Origin of the sequence: Paraburkholderia sp. SIMBA_030 (assembly GCF_046535245.1) — a bacterium.
Classification (GTDB): Bacteria; Pseudomonadota; Gammaproteobacteria; order Burkholderiales; family Burkholderiaceae; genus Paraburkholderia.
In genome coordinates this window covers 1-276 of sequence record NZ_JAWRXB010000401.1, presented here as the reverse complement: position 1 = coordinate 276, position 276 = coordinate 1, and the positions used below count along the sequence as shown (strand labels likewise).

The following is a 276-nucleotide window of genomic DNA, read 5'->3' as shown; positions in this document are numbered from 1 at the left end:
ATACGACACGGAAGACACGGCGAATGTCGCGCGGACGAGCTTGATCGCTGGCAGTTCGATCAAGATTGGCGCGGGCATCAATGTAGAGAACGCGTTGCAGTACAGCCAGGCGAACAACTATCTGACGCAAGGGTCGGTTGGCCTGGCGTGGTCGCCGGCGACGGCCCACGTGCTCAATATCGCTTACCGGTACACGCGCGCCAACACGACGCTGGACTTTCAGCCCGTGAACCAGTTCATTGTGTCGGGGCAATGGCCGCTCGCAAAGAACCTGGC

Annotated in this window: 1 protein-coding gene; it reads left to right on the top strand. The window is 60.1% G+C overall.

The window, feature by feature from the left end; translation table 11 throughout:
- Positions 1 to 276, top strand: a 276-nt coding sequence (gene lptD, locus SB772_RS40525; protein WP_410838588.1) for an LPS assembly protein LptD, incomplete at both ends; no start/stop codon positions are given.